This window comes from Dyella sp. 01N36, assembly GCF_056399745.1.
In genome coordinates this window covers 1-4,366 of the sequence record NZ_JBFTRY010000250.1, presented here as the reverse complement: position 1 = coordinate 4,366, position 4,366 = coordinate 1, and the positions used below count along the sequence as shown (strand labels likewise).

The 4,366-nt window shown below is 62.3% G+C and carries 5 protein-coding genes; all 5 read right to left on the bottom strand.

Annotation, left to right across the window (positions count from 1 at the left end):
* Nucleotides 1–117 precede the first annotated feature (117 nt).
* From AC1DMG_RS20305 to AC1DMG_RS20285, 5 genes are read right to left on the bottom strand one after another with little or no spacing between them, the layout of a single operon-like run.
* Entirely contained in the window at nt 118–717 is a 600-nt protein-coding gene (locus AC1DMG_RS20305) for a cytochrome c3 family protein (RefSeq protein ID WP_441603541.1), read from the bottom strand.
* Nucleotide 718: 1 nt separating this feature from the next.
* Nucleotides 719–1,282: a nitrate reductase cytochrome c-type subunit gene (locus tag AC1DMG_RS20300; RefSeq protein ID WP_477180988.1), complete on the bottom strand. Its 564-nt coding sequence runs from the start codon at nt 1,280–1,282 to the stop codon at nt 719–721.
* Nucleotides 1,283–1,292: 10 nt separating this feature from the next.
* Nucleotides 1,293–3,794, bottom strand: a complete 2,502-nt coding sequence (gene napA, locus AC1DMG_RS20295) for a periplasmic nitrate reductase subunit alpha (RefSeq protein WP_441603539.1) — start codon at nt 3,792–3,794, stop codon at nt 1,293–1,295.
* Complete coding sequence (locus AC1DMG_RS20290) at nt 3,791–4,087, bottom strand: chaperone NapD (RefSeq protein ID WP_441603538.1); 297 nt, start codon at nt 4,085–4,087, stop codon at nt 3,791–3,793. Before AC1DMG_RS20290 ends, napA begins: the two co-directional genes overlap by 4 nt.
* Nucleotides 4,088–4,112: 25 nt before the next feature.
* Nucleotides 4,113–4,271: a periplasmic nitrate reductase, NapE protein gene (locus AC1DMG_RS20285; RefSeq protein ID WP_441603537.1), complete on the bottom strand. Its 159-nt coding sequence runs from the start codon at nt 4,269–4,271 to the stop codon at nt 4,113–4,115.
* Between the last annotated feature and the right edge of the window lie 95 nt (nt 4,272–4,366).

The window sequence follows — 4,366 nt, the reverse complement described above, 5'->3', positions numbered from 1 at the left end:
GGGTGCGCTCCCACAGGGAGGGCGGGCTCCTCAGCCCTGCGGCACGCCGGTCATATCTGGCAGGTGATGCGCGATACGATCGCGCACAGGGTGCGCTCCCACAGGGGGGCGGCCTGCTCAGCCCTGCGGCACGCCGGTCATATCCGGCAAGTGATGCGCGATGCCCTTGTGGCAATCGATGCAGGTCTTCTCGCCCGAGCCCAGCCAGCGCTTGTGGATTTCCGCCGCGCGCGTCGACTGGCGCGTGAGGTCCATCGATGTGTAGTTATGGCAGTTGCGGCATTCCAGCGAATCGTTGGCTTTCAATCGCGCCCATTCGTGTTCGGCCAGTTCCAGGCGGTGGTCGAGAAACTTCTCGCGCGTGTTGACGGTGCCGAAGATCTTGCCGTAGACCTCCTTGGAGGCCTGCATCTTGCGCGCGATCTTGTCGGTCCACTGATGTGGCACGTGGCAGTCGGGGCAGGTGGCGCGTACGCCGGAGCGGTTGGTGTAGTGGATGGTCGACTTCAGTTCCTGGAAGACGTTGTCGTGCATCTCGTGGCAACCGGTGCAGAACGCCTCGGTATTGGTCAACTCAAGTCCCGTGTTGAACGCACCCCAGAACATCACGCCCGCGATAAAGCCGCCCAGGGTGAGAAAGCCGAGGCTGTAGTGGACGCTGGGGCGGCGGATCGTCCGCCATAAGGCAACGAGCCATTCCTTGAGCCGCGGCCACATATCAGTTCGCCTTCTGCTCGGGCTGCTCGGAGAGCACGGTGTCGATGTCCTTGAAGTTGTTCGCGACCAGCGGCTTGGCGTCGGTCTGCACCACATGGCACTGGTTGCAGAAATAGCGGCGCGGGGAAATGGTGGCGAGGAACTGGTCGTTGCGATCCATGTAGTGGGTGACGCTGACCGGCGGCGCCTGGAATTTGTCGGCGTTGGCGCGCGCGTGGCACAACMGGCAACGATTGGAATTCTTGTCGATCTGGTAGTTGTCGATGGAGTGCGGGATCGTCGGTGGCTGCATCGGATAGGCGCGCACGCGCTTGATGTCTGCGTTCTCCACGCGGGCCATCAGCGGGGCGGCGATTTCCTGGTTCACCGGGGCGCCGCGACGGATGGCGTCGATCTGGTCGCCTGCGGCCACGGGTTCGGCGGTGCTTGCGATCGCCGGTGGCGCCGTGGCCGGTACGGCGGCCACATGCGGCTCGGGCGAGGATTTCTTGCCCACCGCGAATCCAACCGCGGCGGCCACCAGCACCACGATGACGGCGAGGACGATGAGGGCTTTGTCGCGCATCATGTCTCTCCTAAACCGCTATGACCTTGACCGCACACTTCTTGTAGTCGGTCTGTTTGGAGATCGGATCGGTCGCGTCAAGCGTCACCTTGTTGATCAGCTGGCCGGCGTCGAACCACGGCACGAACACCAGGCCTTGCGGCGGCTTGTTGCGGCCACGCGTCTCCACCCGCGAACGCATTTCGCCGCGACGGGAAATGACTTTTACCTCGTCGCCGCGCTTGAGTCCGCGCGATCGCGCATCGTCCGGATTCATGAATACAACGGCTTCGGGGAAGGCGCGATACAACTCCGGCACGCGCATGGTCATCGAGCCGGAATGCCAGTGCTCGAGTACGCGGCCGGTGGACAACCAGAGGTCGTATTCCTTGTCGGGTATCTCGGGCGGTGCCTCGTAGGGCAGGGCCCAGATCACCGCGCGCCCGTCGGGATTGCCATAGAACTGGAAGCCTGTGCCTGCTTTCACATAAGGATCTGCACCTTCGCGATAACGCCAGCGCGTCTCCTTGCCGTCGACCACGGGCCAGCGCAGGCCGCGCGCCTTGTGGTAATCGTCGAACGGGGCGAGGTCGTGTCCATGGCCGCGTCCAAACGCGGCGTATTCCTCGAACAAACCCTTCTGCACGTAGAAGCCGAAGGCGGCTGCTTCGTCGTTGTCGTAGCCCGCTTCCATCTCGGTGGTGGGGAACTTGTCTACGTTGCCGTTGCGATAGAGCACGTCGAACAGAGTCTTGCCCTTGAACTGCGGATTGGCGGCGAGTATCTCCGCCGGCCAGCATTCGTCGGTGGTGAAGCGCTTGGAAAATTCCATCAGTTGCCACAGATCCGAGCGGGCTTGTCCCGGCGCCTTCACCAGTTGGTGCCAGAACTGTGTGCGCCGCTCGGCGTTGCCGTAGGCGCCTTCTTTCTCCACCCACATGGCGGCGGGGAGGATGAGGTCGGCTGATTGCGCAGTGACGGTGGGATAGGCGTCTGACACCACGATGAAATTGCGTGGATCGCGGTAACCCAGATACGTCTCCTGCATCAGGTTCGCGCCGGCCTGCACGTTGTTGTTGCACATCACCCAGTAGGCATTGAGCTTGCCGTCGCGCAGCATGCGGTTCTGCTGTACCGCGTGGTAGCCGGGCTTGGGCTGGATGATGCCGTGCGGGATCTTCCAGATCTCCTCGGCGTGTTTGCGATGCTCCGGATTGGTGACCACCATGTCGGCGGGCAGGCGATGGCTGAACACGCCCACTTCGCGCGCGGTGCCACAGGCGGACGGTTGGCCGGTCAGCGAGAACGGGCTGTTGCCGGGCGTGGCGATTTTTCCGGTGAGCAGGTGGATGTTGTAGACCATGTTGTTGGCCCACACACCGCGCGTGTGCTGGTTGAAACCCATGGTCCAGAACGACACCACCTTGATGTCCGGATTGGCGTAGAGCTCGGCCAGCTGCTGCAGCCAGCCTTTGTCCACGCCGGTCATCTCGACGGTTTTTTCCAGTGTGTACGGCGCCACAAAGGCGGCGAACTGGTCGAAGTCGATCGGCTCGCTGGCAGTCGGGTCCTTCGCGTTCTTGGCTTTTTCTTCCAGCGGATCGTCGGGGCGCAAGCCGTAGCCGATGTCGGTGACGCCGCGTTTGAAACTGGTGTGCTTGGCGACGAAATCCTTGTTGACGCGATTCGTCTTGATGATGTGGTTGGCGATGTAGTTGAGGATCACCAGATCGGTCTGCGGCGTGAACACGATCGGGATATCGGCCAGTTCGAAACTGCGATGCTCGAAGGTGGACAGCACGGCGACTTTGACATTGGGATTGGACAGGCGCCGGTCGGTGACGCGCGTCCACAGGATCGGATGCATCTCCGCCATGTTCGAACCCCACAGCACAAACGCATCGGCCGCTTCGATATCGTCGTAGCAACCCATGGGCTCGTCCATGCCGAACGTGCGCATGAAACCCATCACAGCCGAAGCCATGCAGTGGCGTGCATTGGGGTCGAGTGTATTGCTGCGGAAACCACCCTTGAGCAGCTTGTTGGCTGCGTAGCCTTCCCACACGGTCCATTGGCCGGAGCCGAACATGCCGACGGCTTCGGGGCCTTTCTCCTTGAGCACGCGCTTGAACTGCTCGGCCATCACGTCGAACGCCTCGTCCCACGAGACTTCGGTGAAGGCACCGTCCTTGGCGTAGACGCCGTTCTTCTTGCGCAGCATCGGCGCAGTCAGGCGATCCGCGCCGTACATGATCTTTGAGAGGAAATAGCCCTTCACGCAGTTGATGCCGCGGTTCACTTCGGCGAGCTGATCGCCATGCGTGGCCACCACGCGGCCATCCTTCACCGCCACGTTGACGCCGCAACCGGTGCCGCAGAAGCGGCAGGGCGCCTTGCTCCACTTGAGCTGGACCATGTCGCCTTCGAGCAGCACATTGGTGGCGGCGGCGGGCACGGCCAGGCCAGCCACGTTGGCGGCAACCGCAACGGCCGTGTTGCGAATGAATTCGCGGCGCGTCATGGACAGGGTCATGGCTCGGCTCCTTGATGTATTGCGCCCGTGGACACCAGTTCGTCCATGACGGCGGCGGGCTCCACGTGGTGGTAGATCAGCGATACGTTGATGACCCCGGGCAGCATCTGCAGTGCGTCGATGTGATCCATCACGGCGCGCTGGTTGTCGGTTTCGCACACCATCACGCAGCGGCATTCGCCTTGTATGGCGATGTCCAGTGCGTCGTGATCGTTGACGAAGGCGCTAAGCGTTGGTGCGGCATCCGGGCGATGCAGCACGACCAGGCTGGAGATGTGATGCTCATCCCTCATGGCAGTCCCCTGTGCTTGGCCAAGGTCAGACATGCGGCGGGCCGCTGACAAACATCTGCCAGAACCACACGGCGAAGCCAAAGGCGGCGATAAACATCACCGACAGCACGGGGAAGAGCAAAAGCAGCAACAGGAACGTGGTGCGCTCCTGCTTGCGGGTGCTTGGGTTGGCCGATGGTTCCACGCGCACCTCCCACAGGCTGGACGTTACTTCCCAGATCTGCGCGTTAAGCTAAACCGATCATTCCCCTGGCCCCCTGACCTGGATCAGAGCAGCCA

Coding starts and splice junctions, on each gene's coding strand:
- AC1DMG_RS20305 (WP_441603541.1), bottom strand. CDS start 717: ATGTGGCCGCGGCTCAAGGAATGGCTCGTTGCCTTATGGCGGACGATC.
- napA (WP_441603539.1), bottom strand. CDS start 3,794: ATGACCCTGTCCATGACGCGCCGCGAATTCATTCGCAACACGGCCGTT.
- AC1DMG_RS20290 (WP_441603538.1), bottom strand. CDS start 4,087: ATGAGGGATGAGCATCACATCTCCAGCCTGGTCGTGCTGCATCGCCCG.